Genomic DNA, 19137 nt, shown 5'->3' on the forward strand with positions numbered 1-19137 from the left:
GCTTGCGTGCCACAAAATAAACTTACCGTTACGGGCGGGCTCCGTCCTAGGGAATAAGACCCGTCGATCGGCCCCGACTGTTGAGGTACGGATCAGCCGCGGGGCTTCTCGCGCATCTCGTACGTCGCGATGACGTCGTCGATCTTGATGTCGTTGAAGTTTCCGAGGTTGATACCGCCCTCGAAGCCTTCGCGGATCTCGGTGACGTCGTCCTTGAAGCGGCGCAGACCGGAGATGTTGAGGCTCTCCGCGATGACCTTGCCGTCGCGAAGCAGGCGCGCCTTGGTGTTGCGCTTGACCTCGCCGGACCGGACCAGCACACCGGCGATGTTGCCCAGCTTGGACGAGCGGAAGACCTCGCGGATCTCCGCCGTACCGAGCTCGACCTCTTCGTACTCCGGCTTGAGCATGCCCTTGAGGGCCGCTTCGATCTCTTCGATCGCCTGGTAGATGACCGAGTAGTACCGGACGTCCACGCCTTCGCGCTCGGCCATCTGCTGCGCACGCCCTGCGGCGCGCACGTTGAAGCCGATCACGATGGCGTCGGAGCCGGTCGCCAGGTCGATGTCCGACTCGGTGACCGCACCCACACCGCGGTGCAGGACCCGGATGTCGACCTCTTCACCGACGTCGAGCTGGAGCAGCGAGGACTCGAGAGCCTCCACCGAACCGGACGCGTCGCCCTTGATGATGAGGTTGAGTTCCTGGACCAGACCGGCCTTGAGCGCCTCGTCCAGGTTCTCCAGGGAGAACCGGACACCCTTGCGGGCGAAGTTGGCGTTGCGCTCACGAGCGGCACGCTTCTCGGCGATCTGACGGGCCGTACGGTCCTCGTCGACAACCAGGAAGTTGTCGCCGGCACCCGGCACGTTGGTGAGACCCAGCACGAGGACGGGGGTCGAGGGACCCGCTTCCTCGACGTTCTCGCCCTTGTCGTCGAGCATGGCGCGGACTCGGCCGTACGCGTCGCCGACCACCATCGTGTCGCCGACCCGCAGCGTGCCTCGCTGGACCAGGACGGTCGCGACGGCACCACGGCCGCGGTCGAGGTGGGACTCGATCGCAATACCCTGCGCGTCCTGCTCCGGGTTGGCCCGCAGGTCGAGCGAGGCGTCGGCGGTGAGGACGACGGCCTCCAGAAGAGCCTCGATGTTGAGGCCCTGCTTGGCGGAGATGTCGACGAACATCGTGTCGCCGCCGTACTCCTCGGCCACCAGACCGAACTCGGTGAGCTGACCGCGCACCTTGGTCGGGTCGGCACCCTCGACGTCGATCTTGTTGACCGCGACCACGATCGGCACATCGGCCGCCTTGGCGTGGTTCAGCGCCTCGATCGTCTGGGGCATCACACCGTCGTTCGCCGCCACCACGAGGATCGCGATGTCGGTGGACTTCGCACCACGTGCACGCATGGCGGTGAACGCCTCGTGACCCGGGGTGTCGATGAAGGTGATGCGACGGTCCTCGCCATTGACCTCGGCGCCGACCTGGTACGCACCGATGTGCTGCGTAATACCGCCGGCCTCGCCCGCAACGACGTTCGTCTTGCGGATCGCGTCCAGCAGTCGGGTCTTACCGTGGTCGACGTGACCCATGACGGTCACGACCGGCGGACGGGAGACCAGGGCCTCTTCGCCGCCCTCGTCCTCGCCGAACTCGATGTCGAAGGACTCGAGCAGCTCGCGGTCCTCCTCCTCGGGGCTGACGATCTCGAGGACGAAGTTCATCTCGTCCGCGAGCATCTTCAGCGTCTCGTCGGAGACGGACTGCGTGGCAGTGACCATCTCGCCGAGGTTCATCATCACGCCGACGAGCGACGCCGGGTTCGCGTTGATCTTCTCCGCGAAGTCCGTGAGGGACGCACCGCGCGACAGCCGGACAGCCTGCCCGTTGCCGCGAGGCAGCATGACGCCGCCCACCGACGGGGCCTGCATGGCCTCGTACTCCTGGCGCCTCTGACGCTTCGACTTGCGACCACGACGCGCGGGACCACCCGGACGGCCGAACGCACCCTGTGTGCCACCACGGGCACCCGGGCCGCCGGGACGTCCACCGAAGCCGGGACGACCGCCGAAGCCGCCGCCACCACCGGGACGACCGGCACCGCCGCCGCCACCCGGACCACCGGGACGACCGGCGAAACCGCCGCCGCCGCCACCGGGACCGGCCGGACGGCCTGCGAAACCGCCGCCGGCGGGACGGCCTGCGCCGCCACCGCCACCGGGACGACCGCCGCCGCCACCGGGACCACGGCCACCGCCACCGGGGCCACCACCGGGACGCGGACCCGCAGCGGGACGCTGCGGCATCATGCCCGGGTTCGGCCGGTTACCGGACGGGGCACCGCCCGGACGGGGAGCCTGCGGACGGGGCATGCCGCCGGGACTCGGACGGGCACCACCCTGACCCTGCGGGCGCGGGGCGCCACCGGGGCCGCCCTGCGGACGCGGGGCGCCGGGGCGCTCCGGACGGTCCTGACCGCCACCGGGACGCGGGGCGCCGCCGGGCCGGGGGGCCTGGGGGCGCGCCATGCCGGTGGAGCCACCGGAGGTGAAGGGGTTGTTGCCCGGACGGGGACCCGCCGGACGAGCACCGGCAGGACGCGGCGCTCCCTGGCCTGCGGGACGCGCGGGGCGGTCGCCGCCACGCTCGCCGCCACGGCCGCCGTCGCGCTGACCTGCGTCACGCTGGCCACCGTCACGCTGACCGCCGGCCGGAGCCGGACGGGTCGCGGGGCGGGGGCCGGGGGTGGCACCCGCGGGACGCGGGGCCTGCTGCTGCTGCGGCTGGGCCGGCTGAGCCGGGGCCGGAGCGGAGAATTCAGCCGCGGGCACCGGAGTGACCGGTGCGGGCTTCGGCGCGGGCTTGGGGCCCGGACGCGGGCCCGCAGACGGCGCGGAAGGTGCTGCGGCGGGGGCGCTGCTCTCCGGGGCCTCGGCTGCGGCCGGCTTGGGGGCCGGGACGCCGGGCTTCGGGGCAGCGGGACGTGCCGCAGCGGCCGGGGAGGGCGCTGCGGGCTTCGAGGGCGCGGCCTTGCGGGGCGCGCCGGGCTTCGCAGCGGACTTGCCGGCGTTGCCGCCGGGCCCCTGCAGTGCGTCAGTCAACTTGCGTACAACCGGCGCCTCGATCGTCGAGGACGCCGAACGTACGAACTCACCGAGTTCTTGGAGCTTGGCCATGACGACCTTGCTCTCAACCCCGAACTCCTTGGCGAGTTCGTATACCCGGACCTTAGCCACTTCGCTCCTTTTAGGTCCGGGTTACCGCCGGACCGTCGCTACTTCATGGGCGTACTCATCGCGTACTCATCGAGTGCTCATCGCAATCTCGACCTACTTCCAACTCGCGAGGTACCTGACCGCACGGGGTCCCGTGCCGTTCACTTTTCTTGCGTTGTCACCCGCTCGACGAACCGCTGCAGTGCCGCGGAACCGAACGGCCCCTTGGCCTTGAAGGCCCGGGGGAATGCCCGGCGGCGGACCGCCAGGTCGAGACAGACAGAGGCGGGGTGCAGATACGCACCCCGGCCGGGCAGCGTACCGCGCGGATCGGGTAGGCATTCACCCTCATCCACCACGATGCGCAGCAACTCGCTCTTGGCCGCCCGCTCCCGGCATCCGACACAGGTTCGTTCGGGGCAAGCGCGGGCTAGCGTCCGGCCAGACACGTTTAAGTCTACCTCCCCGCACCGACCTCACCCCTTTGGGGCAAGAATCGAACGGATGTTGTCGTGATCTCAGCGTCGTGGCGCCCGGATTTATTCCTTCGGACGGGCCGCTGAACGGCCCTGACCGCTACCGGAGGGGCCGGGGATCAGCCCCGCTCCGACCGCTCCCTGGCGCGCTCGGCGCGCTCACGGTCCGCGATGTCCCGCTCCTCGTCCGTCTCCGTGTCCGGGCGGATGTCGATGCGCCAGCCGGTGAGACGGGCGGCCAGACGGGCGTTCTGCCCCTCCTTGCCGATCGCCAGCGACAGCTGGTAGTCCGGAACGGTGACCCGGGCGGACCGGGCACCGAGGTCCACGACCTCGACCTTGCTCACCCGTGCGGGCGACAGCGCGTTGGCGACCATCTCGGCCGGGTCGTCCGACCAGTCCACGATGTCGATCTTCTCGCCGTGCAGCTCGGCCATGACATTGCGCACACGGCTGCCCATCGGGCCGATGCAGGCACCCTTGGGGTTCAGACCGGCACGGGTGGAGCGCACCGCGATCTTGCTGCGGTGACCGGCCTCGCGGGCGATCGCCTCGATGACGACCGAGCCGTCCGCGATCTCCGGGACCTCCAGCGCGAAGAGCTTCTTCACGAGGTTGGGGTGGGTACGCGACAGCGTCACGGACGGGCCTCGGACGCCCTTGGCGACCCGTACGACGTACGAACGCAGCCGGAGGCCGTGGGTGTACTCCTCGCCCGGCACCTGCTCCTGGACGGGCAGGATGGCCTCCATCTTGCCGATGTCGACCAGGACGTTCTTGGGGTCCTTGCCCTGCTGGACCAGACCGGTGACGACATCGCCCTCGTGGCCGGCGTACTCGCCGAACGTCCTGTCGTCCTCCGCGTCGCGCAGCCGCTGCAGGATGACCTGCTTGGCGGTGGTCGCCGCGATCCGGCCGAAGCCGGACGGGGTGTCGTCGAACTCCTTGGGCTCCTGGCCCTCTTCGAGGTCGGCCGGGTCCTCCTTGGCCCACACCGTCACATGGCCGCGCTCGTTCAGCTCGACCCGTGCCCGGCGGTGGCTGCCGTCGGTGCGGTGGTACGCGATGAGGAGGGCCGACTCGATCGCCCCGACGAGCACGTCGAAGGGGATCTCCTTGTCCTGCGCCAAGCCCTTCAGCAGCTTCACATCGATGTCCACGGCTACGCCTCCTCTTCCTTCTTGTCCTTGCGGTTGAATTCGATCTCCACGCGTGCCTTGGCGATCTCGTCGAAGGAGACCCGGCGGGACGTGGGCTTGCGGCCCTTGACGCCCGGCACTTCGAGGTCCAGTCCTTCGTCGTCGACCGCGAGAATGCGGGCCACCAGCTCGTCGCCCCCGGTCAGCTGGAGCCGGGCGAGGCGGCCGGTGGCTCGTACGTAGTGGCGGTGCTCGGTCAACGGGCGGTCGGCGCCCGGAGAGCTCACTTCGAGGACGTACTCGCCCTCGCCCATCACGTCGGTCTCGTCGAGCTTCTCGGAGATCGCGCGGCTCAGCTCGGCACAGGCGTCCAGCTCGACACCCTGTTCGGAATCCACGATGACCCGAAGCACCTGCCTGCGGCCGGCTCGTGCCACCTCGATCTCTTCGAGATCCAGTTCCTCGGCGCTGACGAGCGGTTCCAGCAGTTCGCGCAGCCTCTCGCTCTGGGTGGTGCTCATCCCGGGTGACTCCTCGGCCGCGTGTGCTGTTGTGGGGATCGTCGTGTGTCAGGTCAAAGGGTATCCGGTCCGGAGGGGTGTTGCCGTCCGCCTGCCCCTGGGCGCGGGTACGCTCGCCAACGGTGATCACTTCAGGACAGAAGCAGTCAGTACCGAACGGGACCCGGAGGAGACACGTGCGGCGGACGGGGACGACGCGCAGGGCCGCGCTCGCGGCCACTGGAGCACTTTCGATGGGTGCGGTGCTGGCGGGCTGCGGTGACGGGCCGGAGACCCCCAAGGGGTCCTCCCCCGCCGGTTCGCGGGCCGACGCGCAGGCCCGCGCCCGCGCCACGGACGCCCGCGCTCAGCGGACGCTGCGCAAGGGCGCGACCCGGGTCAGCGCCTCACTGCTCGCCCGGTACGACCAGGTCGCGGCCGCGCATCCCGCCACGGCCGCCGGACTGGCCCCGCTGCGGTCCGCCGTACGGGAACACACGGCGGCCCTGTCGAAGGGCGCCGGACGGACGACGCCGGGGGCGCCCGCAGCGGCTCCGGCCGTCGACGCGCGGGCCGCCCTGAAGGAGCTGGCCGCCGCGGCGCGACGCTCGGCCGACGCCCACACCGAGTCCCTGCTGGAGGCGGAACCCGAACTCGCCCGGCTGCTGGCCTCCGTCGCGGCCGCCGGCGCCGTGCACGCGTACCTGCTCACCGAACTCGCCAAGGACACCGCGTCATGAGCCTCATCGACACCCGGGCCGAGGACGGCTCGGAGGAACTGAACGCCGCTCAGGCCGCCTTGGCGGCCGAGCACGCCGCGGTGTACGGATACGCGGTGCTCGGCGGCCGGCTCACCGGGAGGCGCGCTACGGAGGCCACGGCCGCGTACGACGGGCACCGGGCACGGCGCGACGCCCTGGTGCGCACCGTGCGTGACCTGGGCGGTGCGCCCGTCGCGGCCGATGCCGCGTACGCTCTGCCGTTCGCGGTGCGGGACCCGGCGGCGGCGGTGCGGTTCGCCGCCGTGCTGGAGGACCGGATCGCGGGCGTCTACTCCGATCTCGTACGGGCCGCCGGAGGGCCCCTGCGGCGGGAAGCCGCGGGCGCTCTGCGGGAGGCCGCGGTACGCGCGGTCCGCTGGCGGGGCACCGGCGTAGCCTTTCCCGGGCTCCCCGAGAAGGCCGCGACCGCGGAGGCCGCAGGTCCGGAAGGGACCGGCGGGACGCACTGAAGAAGGCTCTGAAAGGGAACAAGGCACGTATGGGTTTCGAACCGCCGCAGCGTCTGGTGCGAGCGCTCGGCGAGATGTACGGGGATGCCGCCGCGGCCGAGTGGCTCGGACGGCTCCCCGCGCTGACCGACGAGGCGCTTTCCGGGAGCACGCAGGATCTCTCCGTCGAGCGGGTCGTCGCCCCCGGCGGACGCAGCAGCCTGGCCCTCCTGGTGCGGCGGTCCGACGGGACGCCCGGCGTACTGAAGATCGCCCCGCCCGAGGCCGCGCCCGGGTGCGAGCAGGCCGCGCTGGCGCACTGGAACGGCTGGGGCGCCGTACAGCTGCTCGAACCCCCCGGGGCACTGCCGGGCGACGCGCTTCTTCTGGAGCGGCTGCACCACGAGGTGTCGCTGCGCTCGCTCCCGGAGGCGAAGGCCCTGCTGGAGGCGGCGGGCACGGTGCGCCGGCTGTGGGTCGAGCCGCCGGCCGGGCACTCCTTCGAGACGGTGGCCGAGCGGACGGGCCGTCAGGCGGGGCCGATGCGGGCGGTCGCGGAGGCCGGTCCGGAGCTGGCTCCGCTCGTGTCGGCCGCTCTGGCGGCCCGTGCCGAACTGGTCGCCCACTCCCCCGAACTCCTGCTGCTGCACGGCAACTTCCGCCAGAGCAAGGTGCTCTCGGGTGAGCGTTCCCCCTGGCTCACGGTCGGCCCCGAGCCGCTGGTGGGCGAGCGCGCCTACGACCTGGCACGGCTGGTGCGGGACCGGGTCGAGGATCTGATCGCCTCTCCCGGCGGCGCGGCGACGGCCCGGCGACGGATCAAGAAGCTCGCCGATTCCCTGGACGTGGACCGGGAACGGCTGCACGGCTGGACGCTGTTCCGGGCCGTGGAGTCGGGCACCCGCGCGCTGACCGCTGGACGCCGGCAGGACGGCGAACTGATCCTGGAGTTCGCGGGCTGGCTGTAGGGCCCGGCCGCCCGAAGCGCCCGAAGGCGCCCGCGCAGGTGCGCGGGCGCCTTCGTGACGTACCGGCTCGGCTCAGCCCTGGCTGGTGAGGCGCGCGATCGCCTCGTCCACCGTGAGCTCCTCGCGCTCGCCCGTGCGGCGGTCCTTGAGCTCCAGGACACCCTCGGCCGAACGGCGGCCCGCCACCAGGATCTTCGGCACACCGATCAGCTCGGCGTCCGTGAACTTCACGCCGGGCGAGACACCCGCGCGGTCGTCCACCAGGACCCGGACGCCCGCCGCGTTCAGCTTCTCGGAGACGTCGAGGGCCAGCTCCGTCTGAAGTGCCTTGCCCGCGGCGACGACGTGGACGTCGGCCGGGGCGATCTCGCGCGGCCAGCACAGGCCCTGCTCGTCGGCGGTCTGCTCGACGAGTGCCGCCACGGCGCGGGAGACGCCGATTCCGTACGACCCCATCGTGACCCGGACCGGCTTGCCGTTCTGCCCGAGCACGTCGAGCTGGAAGGCGTCGGCGAACTTGCGGCCCAGCTGGAAGATGTGGCCGATCTCGATGGCACGGTCCAGCTTGAGGCCCGCACCGCACTTCGGGCAGGGGTCGCCCGCCTCGACGACGACGACGTCGAGGTAGTCGTCGACCTCGAAGTCACGGCCGGCGACGACCTTGCGCGCGTGGGTGCCGGGCTTGTTGGCGCCGGTGACCCAGGCGGTGCCGGAGGCGACGCGGGGGTCGGCGATGTAGCGGACCTTGTCCAGACCCTGCGGGCCGACGTAGCCGCGTACGAGGTCGGGGCGGCCCTCGAAGTCCTCGGCTGTGACCAGTTCGACCACGGCGGGCGCCAGGTGCTCGCCGAGCTTGCCGAGGTCGACCTCGCGGTCGCCGGGCACGCCCACGGCGACGATCTCGCCGTCGACCTTCACCAGGAGGTTCTTGAGCGTCTCGGACGCCTGGATGCCGAGGAAGGCGGCAAGGGTCTCGATGGTCGGGGTGTCCGGGGTGTCCAGCTCCTCGACGGGGCCGTGCGCCGAACCGTCGACGGGGGCGCCCTTGAAGGTCACGGCCTCCGTGTTGGCGGCGTAGTCGCAGTTGGGGCAGTCGACGAAGGTGTCCTCACCGGCCGGGGCGGGGGCGAGGAACTCCTCGGACGCGGAGCCGCCCATGGCGCCGGAGACCGCGGAGACGATGCGGTGGTCGAGGCCGAGGCGCTCGAAGATCCGGATGTAGGCGGCCCGGTGCAGCTGGTACGCCTCGACGAGGCCCTCGTCGGTGGTGTCGAAGGAGTACGAGTCCTTCATCTGGAACTCGCGCCCGCGGAGCACACCGGCGCGGGGGCGGGCCTCGTCGCGGTACTTGGTCTGGATCTGGTACAGGACCACGGGCAGGTCCTTGTAGGACGAGATCTGGTCCTTGACGATCTGGGTGAAGATCTCTTCGTGCGTGGGGCCGAGGAGGTATTCGGAACCCTTGCGGTCCTTGAGGCGGAACAGCAGGTCGCCGTACTCCTCGTACCGGCCGCTCGCGTCGTAGGACTCCTTGGGGAGCAGCGCGGGGAGCAGGACTTCCTGGCCGCCGATGGCGTCCATCTCCTCGCGGACGACTCGGGTGACGTTCTCCAGGACCTTCTTGCCGAGCGGCAGCCAGGTCCAGATGCCGGCGGCCGTGCGACGTACGTATCCGGCCCGGACGAGCAGCTTGTGGTTGAGCGTCTCGGCGTCTGCCGGGTCGTCGCGCAGTGTCTTGATCATCAATCGGGACATGCGCTGGACCTGGGCCATGATGAACTCCTGCTCGGAAGGGTGATGTGGCCGAGATTAGCCGGGCTGCGGGGGCGGGCGGAAATCGATTGCCTCCGCACGGCACAGCGGAAGGGGCGCGCCCATCACCGCGTACGGCCTGGGAGCACTGGGGAAGTGCACCTGCCGGGCCAGGTCCCGGTAGCCGAGGGAGCGGTACAGGCCGCGCGCCGGGCTCTCCGTGTCGATCGCCGAGAGGATGGAGCGGGGCAGGCCGACGGCGTCCGTGAGGGCGGTGATCAGGGTCCGTCCGATGCCGTGCTGCTGGTGGTCCGGGTGGACGTGCAGCTCCGTGATCACGAACGAGTCGTCCAGCCAGCCCTCGGAGCCGGTGGCGCGCAGATAGGGCTCGACGACGGTCGACCACCACTGGGCGCGCTCGTTGGGCATGCCGTAGACGAATCCGACGAGCCGGCCACCGGCGGTGGCGGCTCCGAGCGCACGCGCCTGCGGATGTTCGAGGTGCCGCAGCACGATGTGGCGGCGTACCTCGATCTCCTCCGGGCCCAGACCGAAGGCGACGGCCTGCACCGCCAGTGCCTCGTCGACTCGCGCGGCCAGGTCGAGGGGGCCCACCACGATGCCGGGAACTCCGGGACCGCCACCGCTCACTGCTGCTGCCATGCGGGAACCCTACTGTCCGCGCCGGGACGGTGGGGTCAGAAGAGGACGCTCATGAAGGCTCCGGTCTCACGGAAGCCGACACGGGCGTACGCCTTGCGCGCGGGGGTGTTGTAGTCGTTCACGTACAGGCTGACGATGGGCGCCACGTCGGCCAGCGCGTAGCGCAGGACCGCGGCCATGCCGATTTCGGAGAGGCCCCGCCCGCGGTGTTCGGGGGCGACCCAGACGCCCTGGATCTGGCAGGCCAGCGAGGTGGCCGCGCCGATCTCCGCCTTGAAGACGACCCTGCCGTCCTCGATGCGGGCGAAGGAGCGGCCGCTGCCGATCAGCTCGGCGACGCGTGCCTGGTAGAGGAGTCCGCCGTCACCGGCCATCGGCGAGATGCCCACCTCCTCCGTGAACATCGCCACGCAGGCCGGCATGAGGATGTCCATCTCCTCCTTGTGGATGCGGCGCACGAGGGGGTCGGGTTCGACGTCGGCGGAGGGGTGTTCGGTGACCATGAGCGGCTGGTTGGCGCGGACTTCGCGGGCGGGGCCCCAGCCCGGTTCGAGCAGGCGCCACAGCTGGGCCGTGGGTTCGGCGGGGCCGACGATCGACGAGCAGCGGCGGCCTGCCCTGCGGGCACGGTCGGCGAAGGCCCTGATCGCTTCGGGAGTGGCACAGATGGGGACGAGGTTGGCCCCGGAGTAGCACAGGGAGCGCAGGCGCCCGTCGGCGTACCAGCCCCACATCTCACCGCCGAGGCGCCAGGGGTCGAGTCCCGCGACCTGCACGCGCGATGTCACGAAGGCGTTGGCCACGGGCTCGCTCTCCAGGATGGCGAGCGCGGCGCCGAGGTCGCTGGGTTCGAGGACCCGGGTGGTGGTCTGCGTCAACACGAGGGGGCCTCACCATGCGGTCTGCTGATTTCCGCACTGTACCGAACGGCGGCGGCGGGCGCCCCTCGCGCCCGGAAGGGGGCCGGCCGCGGTCGGCTTCCCGCGGCTCGTCCTGCCCCTCGGGCACAACGGCCGCGCCCCGCCGGACGCGAAGTCCGGCGGGGCGCGGTGAAGCCGTGTGCGGTCCTGGTCAGCTGATGGAGACCTGGGGTTCGCCGGAGGAGATGCCGTCCTTCTCCATCTGCTCGGCGATCTTCAGGGCTTCCTCGATGAGGGTCTCGACGATCTTCGACTCAGGGACGGTCTTGATGACCTCGCCCTTCACGAAGATCTGTCCCTTGCCGTTGCCGGACGCCACACCCAGGTCAGCCTCACGGGCCTCACCCGGACCATTGACGACACAGCCCATCACCGCGACCCGCAGCGGGACCTCCATGCCCTCAAGACCCGCACTCACCTGGTCCGCCAGCTTGTACACGTCCACCTGCGCACGCCCGCACGACGGACACGACACGATCTCCAGACGACGCTGCTTGAGGTTCAGCGCCTCGAGGATCTGCAGCCCGACCTTGACCTCCTCGGCCGGCGGAGCCGAGAGCGACACACGGATCGTGTCCCCGATGCCCTCCGACAGCAGGGCGCCGAACGCCACCGCCGACTTGATCGTGCCCTGGAACGCCGGACCCGCCTCGGTCACACCCAGATGCAGCGGGTAGTCACTCTGCGCCGCCAGTTGACGGTAGGCGTTCACCATCACGACCGGGTCGTTGTGCTTCACCGAGATCTTGATGTCACCGAAACCGTGCTCCTCGAAGAGCGACGCCTCCCACAGCGCCGACTCCACCAGAGCCTCCGGTGTCGCCTTGCCGTACTTCTTCAGCAGCCGCGCGTCCAGCGAACCCGCGTTCACACCGATCCGGATCGGCGTGCCCGCGTCCTTGGCGGCGAGCGCGATCTCCTTGACCTTGTCGTCGAACTGCTTGATGTTCCCCGGGTTCACGCGCACCGCCGCACAGCCCGCGTCGATCGCCGCGAAGACGTACTTCGGCTGGAAGTGAATGTCCGCGATCACGGGGATCTGCGCCTTCCGCGCGATCGTCGACAACGCGTCCGCGTCGTCCTGTGTCGGACACGCCACCCGCACGATCTGGCACCCCGAGGCCGTCAGCTCCGCGATCTGCTGCAGAGTCGCCCCGATGTCCGAGGTACGCGTCGTCGTCATCGACTGCACCGACACCGGTGCGTCTCCGCCGACCGCGACCGACCCGACCTGGATCTGGCGGCTGACCCTTCGGTCGGCGAGCTTGGTCGGAACGGCCGGCATTCCGAGAGAAATCGCAGTCATGCGCTGAGCATCCCCAAGGTGTGGATCAAGGTCCCGAGATCGGCGGGCTCCGGTCTTCGAGGTTACGGCACCGAAGGGACGCGGGACGCACCCCGTCCGGCGAATTCACCCCCGGCGGGTGGCCGGCCACCTCATGTGTGACCGGCCACTCCCCGTGGGGCGTGTGGGACGGTCAGGTGATCTTGACCGGGTTGACGATGTCGGCCACCAGAACCAGCAGCGTGAAGCAGATGAAGATTCCGGCGACCACGTAGGCGACCGGCATCAGCTTCGCCACGTCGAACGGACCGGGGTCGGAGCGCTTGAAGACCCGGGCCACGTTGCGGCGCAGGGCTTCCCAGAGGGCGCCCGCGATATGACCGCCGTCGAGCGGCAGCAGGGGCAGCATGTTGAAGAGGAACAGCGAGAGGTTGAAGCCGGCGAGCAGGAACAGCATCATCGCGATCTGGTTCTGCGCCGGGACGTCGAGGGTCATCACCTCGCCGCCGATGCGGGCCGCGCCGACCACGCCGACCGGGGAGTCGTCCGCGCGTTCCCCGTCGCTGAAGGCCGCGTTCCAGAGGTCCGGGACCTTGGACGGCAGCGCGATGATCGAGTCGACGCCGTTCTCGATCATGTCTCCGATGCGGACGACCGAGTCCCCGAAGGAGAGCGGCACGATCTCGCTCCGCGGGCCGAAGCCCAGGTAGCCCGCCGTCACGTACTCGTTGGGGATGACGTCGCCGTTGGAGTCCTTCTTCGCCACCGAGTTCTTCTTCAGTACGGCGTTGAGGGTCTGTTCGCCGCCGTCGCGCTGCACGGTGATGGTGGCGGGGCCGATGGTGCCGCGGATCCGGTCGGACAGCGTGGACCAGTCGTCGATCCGCTGGCCGTTGAAGGCGACGATCTTGTCGCCCTTCTGCAGACCGGCGGCCTGTGCGGGCGAGACGGGGTCGCCCTTCTCACAGGTGTCGCGGTCCTCGCTCTGCGCGATGACGCACTTCTGGACCGCCGCGACCTCGGTGGTCTGGGTCTGGAAGCCGAAGGTCATGGACACGCCGAGGAAGATGGCGACGGCCAGCACCAGGTTCATGAACGGGCCGGCGAACATCACGATCACGCGCTTCCACGGCTTGCGCGTGTAGAAGAGGCGCGTCTCGTCGCCCGGCTCCAGCTCCTCGAAGGCGGCCGACCTGGCGTCCTCGATCATGCCGCGCCACGGTGAGGTGGAGCGGGCCTCCAGACGTCCGTCGGCGCCGGGCGGGAACATGCCGATCATGCGGATGTAGCCGCCCGCGGGGATCGCCTTGATGCCGTACTCGGTGTCGCCCTTCTTGCGCGACCAGATGGTCGGGCCGAAGCCGACCATGTACTGCGGTACGCGGATGCCGAAGAGTTTGGCGGTCGAGAGGTGCCCCAGCTCGTGCCAGGCGATCGAGAACAGCAGACCCACGGCGAAGATGGCGATCCCCAGGATCGTCAACAGGATCGTCGTCATACTCATGCGCGCGCCTCCGCTGTCGCTTTCGCCGAGAGCTCCTGGGCCCGGGCACGCGCCCAGGTCTCCGCTTCGAGGACGTCCGCGACCGTCAGTGAAGTTCCCGTGGCAGGGGTGCCGTGTTCGGCCACCACTGCGGTGACCGTATCCATGATTCCGTTGAAGGGCAGCCGTCCCGCCAGGAACGCGTCCACGCACTCCTCGTTCGCGGCGTTGAACACCGCGGGGGCCGTGCCGCCGAGGGTGCCGACGTGCCGGGCGAGCCCGACGGACGGGAAGGCTTCGGTGTCCAGCGGGAAGAACTCCCAGCTGGACGCCTTCGACCAGTCGAAGGCGGGAGCGGCGTCGGGGACGCGCTGCGGCCAGCCGAGGCCGATGGCGATCGGGCCGCGCATGTCCGGCGGGGTGGCCTGGGCGAGCGTGGAGCCGTCCGTGAACTCGACCATGGAGTGGACGTACGACTGCGGGTGGACGACCACTTCGATCCGGTCGAACGGAATGTCGTAGAGGAGATGTGCCTCGATGACCTCCAGGCCCTTGTTGACCAGGGTCGCCGAGTTGATGGTGATGACCGGGCCCATCGCCCAGGTCGGGTGCGCGAGGGCCTGCTCCCGGGTGACGTCGGCCAGCTCGCTCCTCGTGCGCCCCCGGAAGGGTCCGCCCGATGCTGTGACGACGAGCTTGCGTACGTCGGCGCGGGTGCCGGAGGCCAGGGCCTGGAAGAGCGCGGCGTGTTCCGAGTCGACCGGGATGATCTGGCCGGGGGCGGCGAGCGCCTTCACCAGCGGGCCGCCGACGATCAGCGACTCCTTGTTGGCGAGGGCGAGCGTGCGGCCCGCCTCCAGGGCGGCGAGGGTCGGGGCGAGGCCGATCGAGCCGGTGATGCCGTTGAGCACGGTGTGGCAGTCGCCCGCTGCGAGCCGGGTGGCCGCGTCGGGCCCGGCCAGGATCTCGGGGAGCGGCTCGCCCGCCCCGTACTCCGCGCGCAGTGCCTCGCGCAGGGCCGGTACCTTGTCCTCGGCGGCGACGGCGACCGTACGCACCCGGAGGCGCCGCGCCTGCTCGGCGAGGAGCGCGACCCTGCCGCCGCCGGCGGAGAGTGCGGTGACCCGGAAGCGGTCGGGGTTGCGCAGCACCAGGTCGATGGCCTGGGTGCCGATGGACCCGGTGGAGCCGAGGATCACGAGATCCCGGCGGCCTTCCGCGGCGTCGAAGATCAGATGCGGATCGGCGAGGGGGGCAGGGCTGTCGCTCATGCCCCCCATTGTTGCCGCTACGGCTGTGCGTGGGGACAGGGCGTCCCAGTCGGGGTCACTTCTTCATGGGGTGAGCGCACAGCATCTCCTGCTCGGCGCTGTATTCCAGGTACACCAGCCAGTCCATGCCCCAGCACTTCCCGCCCTCCGAGAGCCAGAACTCGGCCTCGGCCGAGCTGCACCCGACCTCTTCGAGATCCTGCTCGGGCCACTCGGCGTTGTTGCGTCCACAGTCGCCCGCCATGAAGCTGGGCGGGGTGGAGGGGATCAGCCGCGGTACGACGAAGACGCCGAGCGCCGCGACGAGGGCGCCGGTGATGATCAGGGCGGGCAGCCGGACCAGGACGCGGCGGCCGGGGGCGAGCTGGGGTCTCAGATTCCCCACCGGATGCGGCAGGGAGCGGATCCGGCGGCGGGCACCGATGTTCATGAACAGGGTGACCGGGGCGGCGAACGCGGACAGCAGCCCCCACCAGCCCTGCCAGAGCGTGTCCGAGGTCATCTTCCGGTACAGCGAGGTCCCGCAGGTGCGGCAGAAGGTGCCTTCCTTCGTCAGGAAGCGCAGCGTGACGACGAGCCCCTGATGACCGCGGACGACGGTGTGGACCGCGGGTATCGCACCGCAGACGTCGCACGGAAGCGGCGCGGGGCGGCCGAACCCGTACGGGGGCAGGGGCTGGTGGGGCGGCGTGGCCATGAATTCTCCTGTGGACGACGAGCGCCCAGGAACCCTAACCGGCCGTGGTGGCCGCGAAATCCGCGAAGGTCTCGTGGAAGCGCGGGAACGTCTTGCGTACACAGGCGGGGTCGTCGTACGTCATGCCCGGCGTCCGCAGCCCGGTGACGGCGAACGACATGACGATGCGGTGGTCGCCGTGGGTGGTGATCTCGATGGGGCGGGGGGTGCCGGGGTGGATCTCGATCCAGTCATGACCCGTGCGCACGGTGATGCCCATGCGCCGGAGGTTGTCGGCGCAGGCGTCGAGCCGGTCGCACTCCTTCACCCGGGTGTTGGCGACGTCCTCGATGCGGACGGGCGACGAGGCGAACGGTGCGATGGCCGCCAGCGTCGGCATCGTGTCGGAGATGTCGCGCATGTTGACCGTGAGGCCGGTGAGGGCGCCGGCGGAGCCGACGGTCGTCGCGTCCGCTGTCGTACGGACGTCGGCGCCCATGCGGCGCAGGACGTCGACGAAGCGCAGATCGCCCTGGAGCGCGTCCCGGCCGAGGCCGGGCACGGTGACCTCGCGGCCGGTGAGCGCGGCGGCGGCGAAGAAGTAGCTCGCGGTGGAGGCGTCGGGTTCGACGGCGTACGTGGTGGGGCGGTAGCCGCCGGGAGGGACGGTGAAGGTGTTCCCCTCCCGGCCCGCCTCGACGCCGAAGCTGCGCATCATCGCGAGGGTGATCCCGATGTACGGCGCCGACACCAGCTCGGTCACCTCGATCCGCAGTCCCTCGGCGGTGAGCGGTCCGAGCATGAGCAGGGCGGTGAGGTACTGGGACGACTCCCCCGCGTTCAGGGTCAGTTCACCGCCCTTGATGCCGGACGCCTCGATGCGCAGCGGATGGTGGCCCTCGGCCGCCTCGTGGTGCAGCCCGACGCCCAGGGTGCGCAGGGCCTCGGTGAGCGGGGCGAGGGGGCGGCGGCGCATCTGCGCGGAGGCGTCGAAGCGGTACGTGCCGGAGGCCGCGGCGGCGGCGAGCGTCGGCAGGAAGCGGGCGGTGGTGGCTCCGTCGCGGCAGTACACGTCGGCTTCGGTGACGGCGGGGCCGGCCGGGCGCCCCTCGATGTGCCAGCGGTCCGGCTCCCGGGTCACCGCGTAGCCGAGACGGGTCAGACCCTCCGTGAAGCCCTCGGTGTCGTCCGAGTGCAGGGGGCGTACGAGGGTGGTGGTGCCGTCCGCGGCGGCGGCCAGGAACAGCGCGCGGGCGGTGACGGACTTGGAGCCGGGGATGTGGATGACGGTCACGGGCGCACATCCTGCCGTGCGGCGGGCGCAGCGGCGGGGGGGGGGGGCGCCCCGGGGGGGGGGCCCCCCGGCGCGGGGGGCCCGCGGGGGGGGGGGGGGGTGCCGGCCTTGGGGCGGGGGTTGTGGTGGCCGGCCCGGGCCGCCAACCCGGCCGGGGGGGGGGCGCCGGGGGGGGCCACGTCCAGCGCGTGGACGTGCCCCGCCGGTGACGGGCTCAGCGGATGGGCCGGTGGACGTTCTCCTTCGTCGAGGCGCCCGGGGTGGCGTCGGCGATCCACGGGCCGTCGCCGCTCGGGTCGACGACGCCCTCCTCCAGCCAGGTGTACGTACCGGAGAGGACTCCCTCGACCACGCGCCGGTCGAGGTCGTCGGTGTTGGACCACAGACGGGTGAAGAGTTCCTCGACCCGGATGCGGGACTGGTGGCAGAAGACGTCGGCCAGCTGATACGCCTCGCGGCCGTGCTCACCGGTGGTGCGCAGGAGTTCGGCGCGGACGCAGGCGGCGCTCATCGCGAAGAGTTCGGCGCCGATGTCGACGATCCGGCCGAGGAAGCCCTGTTTGGTCTCCATGCGGCCCTGCCAGCGGGACATCGCGTAGAAGGTGGAACGGGCCAGCTTGCGGGCGGAGCGTTCGACGTAGCGCAGGTGGGCGGACAGGTCGGGGTGGCCCGGAGGGTTGAACTCGGCGTACGTACGCGGGAGTTGCCCGGGGCCCGTGACGAGCTTGGGGAGCCAGCGGGCGTAGAAGCCGGCCGCGTTGGCGCCGGCCTTCGCCTTGGCGGACAGCGGTTTGTCGGGGTCGATGATGTCTCCGGCCACCTTGAGGTGGGCGTCGACGGCCTCGCGGGCGATCAGCAGGTGCATGATCTCCGTGGAGCCCTCGAAGATCCGGTTGATCCGCAGATCGCGGAGCAACTGCTCAGCGGGGACGGCCCGTTCACCGCGGGCGGCGAGGGAGTCGGCGGTCTCGAAGCCGCGGCCGCCGCGGATCTGGACCAGTTCGTCGGCGATCAGGCAGCCCATCTCGGAGCCGTACAGCTTGGCCAGGGCGGCTTCGATGCGGATGTCGTTGCGGTCCTCGTCCGCCATCTGCGAGGCGAGGTCGACCATGGCCTCCAGCGCGAAGGTGGTCGCGGCGATGAAGGAGATCTTCGCGCCGACCGCCTCGTGCCGGGCGACGGGCCTGCCCCACTGCTCCCGCACGGCCGACCATTCACGGGCGATCTTCAGGCTCCACTTCCCCGCTCCCACGCACATGGCGGGCAGCGAGAGGCGGCCGGTGTTGAGGGTGGTCAGGGCGATCTTGAGGCCGGCGCCCTCCGGGCCGATGCGGTTGGCGGCGGGGACCCGGACCCGGTGGAAGCGCGTGACGCCGTTCTCCAGGCCGCGCAGACCCATGAACGCGTTGCGGTGCTCGACGGTGATGCCGGGGGCGTCCGCCTCGACGACGAACGCGGTGATCCCGCCCCTGTGGCCCTCGGACTTCGGGACGCGGGCCATGACGACCAGCAGATCGGCGACCACGCCGTTGGTGGTCCACAGCTTCACGCCGTCGAGCACGTAGTCATCGCCGTCGGGTACGGCGGAGGTGGCGAGCCGGGCAGGGTCGGACCCGACGTCGGGCTCGGTGAGGAGGAACGCCGAGATGTCCGTACGGGCCAGCCGGGGCAGGAAGGCGTCCTTCTGCTCCTGGGTGCCGAAAATCTTCAGCGGCTGCGGTACGCCGATCGACTGATGCGCGGAGAGCAGCGCGCCGAGCGCGGGGCTGGCCGAGCCGATCAGTGCGAGAGCCCTGTTGTAGTACACCTGGGTGAGCCCGAGGCCGCCGTAATGGGTGGAGATCTTCATGCCGAGGGCGCCGAGTTCCTTGAGGCCGTTGATCACCTCGTCGGGGATTCTGGCCTCGCGCTCGATGAGCGCGCCGTCGATCCTCGTCTCGCAGAAGTCGCGCAGCCGGGCGAGGAACTCCTCGCCGCGCCGTACGTCCTCACCGGCGGGGAGCGGGTGGGGGTGGATCAGGTCGAGCCGGAAGCGGCCGAGGAAGAGTTCCTTGGCGAAACTGGGCTTGCGCCAGTCCTGCTCACGGGCGGCCTCGGCCACCCTGCGTGCTTCACGCTCGGTGACCTTGGGCGTCTGGGACGGTTCGGGTGGTGCGGGTGGTGCGGACATGAGGAGCTCACCTCGCCGCTGGTGGGGTCGGGTGGGACGCGGACCGGCCGGTGACTTTTCCGGTCGGTGCCACTCGTCCGTATGTACCCGATGTGCCCCCGTCCCACCACCC

16 protein-coding genes are annotated in these 19137 nt (G+C 70.8%); 3 read left to right on the forward strand and 13 right to left on the reverse strand.

Going from position 1 to position 19137, the window contains the following annotated elements; genetic code table 11:
- Positions 1-92 precede the first annotated feature (92 nt).
- The 4 genes from infB to rimP form a co-directional block, all read right to left on the reverse strand.
- Positions 93-3239 carry a translation initiation factor IF-2 gene (infB, locus tag ACFWSK_RS06515; protein ID WP_383782665.1) on the reverse strand — a complete coding sequence of 1049 codons (3147 nt, stop codon included), beginning with the start codon at positions 3237-3239 and terminating at the stop codon, positions 93-95.
- Positions 3240-3379: 140 nt separating this feature from the next.
- Positions 3380-3667, reverse strand: coding sequence for a YlxR family protein (locus ACFWSK_RS06520; RefSeq protein ID WP_383782667.1), 288 nt, complete (start codon positions 3665-3667; stop codon positions 3380-3382).
- A gap of 146 nt (positions 3668-3813) precedes the next feature.
- Positions 3814-4854 (reverse strand): transcription termination factor NusA, encoded by a 1041-nt coding sequence (nusA, locus tag ACFWSK_RS06525; RefSeq protein WP_383782670.1) that lies wholly within the window; start codon positions 4852-4854, stop codon positions 3814-3816.
- Between the two features lie 2 nt (positions 4855-4856).
- A complete protein-coding gene (rimP, locus tag ACFWSK_RS06530) occupies positions 4857-5354 on the reverse strand; it encodes a ribosome maturation factor RimP (protein WP_383782672.1) in 498 nt (165 codons plus the stop codon).
- Between the two features lie 176 nt (positions 5355-5530).
- Between rimP and ACFWSK_RS06535 the strand changes: the two genes are divergently transcribed.
- From ACFWSK_RS06535 to ACFWSK_RS06545, 3 genes are read left to right on the forward strand one after another with little or no spacing between them, the layout of a single operon-like run.
- Positions 5531-6073 (forward strand): hypothetical protein, encoded by a 543-nt coding sequence (locus tag ACFWSK_RS06535; protein WP_383782674.1) that lies wholly within the window; start codon positions 5531-5533, stop codon positions 6071-6073.
- Entirely contained in the window at positions 6070-6564 is a 495-nt protein-coding gene (locus ACFWSK_RS06540) for a ferritin-like domain-containing protein (protein WP_383782676.1), read from the forward strand. Before ACFWSK_RS06535 ends, ACFWSK_RS06540 begins: the two co-directional genes overlap by 4 nt.
- 29 nt (positions 6565-6593) lie before the next feature.
- The gene (locus tag ACFWSK_RS06545; protein WP_383782678.1) at positions 6594-7511 is read left to right on the forward strand and encodes an aminoglycoside phosphotransferase family protein; all 918 of its coding nucleotides are present in this window, start codon (positions 6594-6596) and stop codon (positions 7509-7511) included.
- A 72-nt stretch (positions 7512-7583) separates the two neighbouring features.
- Here the strand turns inward: ACFWSK_RS06545 and ACFWSK_RS06550 are convergent, their stop codons facing one another.
- The 9 genes from ACFWSK_RS06550 to ACFWSK_RS06590 form a co-directional block, all read right to left on the reverse strand.
- Positions 7584-9284, reverse strand: a complete 1701-nt coding sequence (locus ACFWSK_RS06550; protein ID WP_383782680.1) for a proline--tRNA ligase — start codon at positions 9282-9284, stop codon at positions 7584-7586.
- A 36-nt stretch (positions 9285-9320) separates the two neighbouring features.
- On the reverse strand, positions 9321-9926 hold the full coding sequence (locus ACFWSK_RS06555; RefSeq protein ID WP_383782682.1) for a GNAT family N-acetyltransferase: 606 nt from the start codon (positions 9924-9926) through the stop codon (positions 9321-9323).
- A 35-nt stretch (positions 9927-9961) separates the two neighbouring features.
- Positions 9962-10807 (reverse strand): GNAT family N-acetyltransferase, encoded by an 846-nt coding sequence (locus ACFWSK_RS06560; protein WP_383782684.1) that lies wholly within the window; start codon positions 10805-10807, stop codon positions 9962-9964.
- Between the two features lie 190 nt (positions 10808-10997).
- The gene (ispG, locus tag ACFWSK_RS06565) at positions 10998-12152 is read right to left on the reverse strand and encodes a flavodoxin-dependent (E)-4-hydroxy-3-methylbut-2-enyl-diphosphate synthase (RefSeq protein WP_383782686.1); all 1155 of its coding nucleotides are present in this window, start codon (positions 12150-12152) and stop codon (positions 10998-11000) included.
- 172 nt (positions 12153-12324) lie between these two features.
- A complete protein-coding gene (locus ACFWSK_RS06570) occupies positions 12325-13635 on the reverse strand; it encodes a M50 family metallopeptidase (RefSeq protein WP_383782688.1) in 1311 nt (436 codons plus the stop codon).
- Positions 13632-14885 (reverse strand): 1-deoxy-D-xylulose-5-phosphate reductoisomerase, encoded by a 1254-nt coding sequence (dxr, locus tag ACFWSK_RS06575; RefSeq protein WP_383782690.1) that lies wholly within the window; start codon positions 14883-14885, stop codon positions 13632-13634. Before dxr ends, ACFWSK_RS06570 begins: the two co-directional genes overlap by 4 nt.
- 55 nt (positions 14886-14940) lie before the next feature.
- Positions 14941-15582 (reverse strand): hypothetical protein, encoded by a 642-nt coding sequence (locus tag ACFWSK_RS06580; RefSeq protein WP_383782692.1) that lies wholly within the window; start codon positions 15580-15582, stop codon positions 14941-14943.
- A gap of 34 nt (positions 15583-15616) precedes the next feature.
- Positions 15617-16855: a 3-phosphoshikimate 1-carboxyvinyltransferase gene (gene aroA, locus ACFWSK_RS06585; RefSeq protein WP_383782694.1), complete on the reverse strand. Its 1239-nt coding sequence runs from the start codon at positions 16853-16855 to the stop codon at positions 15617-15619.
- A gap of 214 nt (positions 16856-17069) precedes the next feature.
- Positions 17070-19025, reverse strand: coding sequence for an acyl-CoA dehydrogenase family protein (locus ACFWSK_RS06590; RefSeq protein ID WP_383782696.1), 1956 nt, complete (start codon positions 19023-19025; stop codon positions 17070-17072).
- Positions 19026-19137 lie beyond the last annotated feature (112 nt).

Source organism: Streptomyces sp. NPDC058620 (genome assembly GCF_042717135.1).
In the GTDB taxonomy this organism is placed as follows: domain Bacteria; phylum Actinomycetota; class Actinomycetes; order Streptomycetales; family Streptomycetaceae; genus Streptomyces.

Excerpts from the sequence above, each read along its gene's own strand:
- ACFWSK_RS06545 (WP_383782678.1), top strand. The coding sequence starts at position 6,594 with ATGGGTTTCGAACCGCCGCAGCGTCTGGTGCGAGCGCTCGGCGAGATG.
- rimP (WP_383782672.1), bottom strand. The coding sequence starts at position 5,354 with ATGAGCACCACCCAGAGCGAGAGGCTGCGCGAACTGCTGGAACCGCTC.
- dxr (WP_383782690.1), bottom strand. The coding sequence starts at position 14,885 with ATGAGCGACAGCCCTGCCCCCCTCGCCGATCCGCATCTGATCTTCGAC.
- ACFWSK_RS06555 (WP_383782682.1), bottom strand. The coding sequence starts at position 9,926 with ATGGCAGCAGCAGTGAGCGGTGGCGGTCCCGGAGTTCCCGGCATCGTG.
- ACFWSK_RS06580 (WP_383782692.1), bottom strand. The coding sequence starts at position 15,582 with ATGGCCACGCCGCCCCACCAGCCCCTGCCCCCGTACGGGTTCGGCCGC.
- ACFWSK_RS06590 (WP_383782696.1), bottom strand. The coding sequence starts at position 19,025 with ATGTCCGCACCACCCGCACCACCCGAACCGTCCCAGACGCCCAAGGTC.
- ACFWSK_RS06570 (WP_383782688.1), bottom strand. The coding sequence starts at position 13,635 with ATGAGTATGACGACGATCCTGTTGACGATCCTGGGGATCGCCATCTTC.
- ispG (WP_383782686.1), bottom strand. The coding sequence starts at position 12,152 with ATGACTGCGATTTCTCTCGGAATGCCGGCCGTTCCGACCAAGCTCGCC.
- ACFWSK_RS06540 (WP_383782676.1), top strand. The coding sequence starts at position 6,070 with ATGAGCCTCATCGACACCCGGGCCGAGGACGGCTCGGAGGAACTGAAC.
- ACFWSK_RS06550 (WP_383782680.1), bottom strand. The coding sequence starts at position 9,284 with ATGGCCCAGGTCCAGCGCATGTCCCGATTGATGATCAAGACACTGCGC.